Source organism: Pseudomonas sp. EL_65y_Pfl2_R96 (genome assembly GCF_963970905.1).
In the GTDB taxonomy this organism is placed as follows: Bacteria; Pseudomonadota; Gammaproteobacteria; order Pseudomonadales; family Pseudomonadaceae; genus Aquipseudomonas.
On the sequence record NZ_CAXAQH010000322.1, the window covers coordinates 1 to 461 of the forward strand.

Genomic DNA, 461 nt, shown 5'->3' on the forward strand with positions numbered 1-461 from the left:
CCATCGGCGGCCTCCGCCACGAACTGATCGCCGACCTGGTTGCACGGCGCATTCCCGAACGCGCCTTCGCCGAACAGTGGGAAGCCGCGGAGCTCGGCGCGGATGTCAAGCACATTTTCGACCTCGATCTGCCGGTGGCCGATTGGGCACGCGAGGAAGGCATCGAGGAAACCGCCATCCGCGAGCGCCTTGAACAGGCGGTCGACGCCGCGGCCGAGGCCAAGGCGCAGGGCTTCGGCCCCGAGGTGATGCGGTTCATCGAAAAGAGCGTGCTGCTGCAGGTTTTCGATACGGTCTGGAAAGAACATCTACTGGCGCTGGACCATCTGCGCCAGGGCATCGGCCTGCGCGCCTACGGCCAGCGCGACCCGCTGAACGAATACAAGAGCGAGGCGTTCGCGCTGTTCAACGCCATGCTCGACGACATGCGCGAGCGCGTTTGCTCCCTGCTGGCGCGCGTG

General features: G+C 65.9%; 1 pseudogene. It reads left to right on the top strand.

From position 1 onward, the window contains the following. Nucleotides 1-461 (top strand): annotated as a pseudogene (secA, locus tag AACY49_RS30845) (preprotein translocase subunit SecA); the annotation flags it as partial.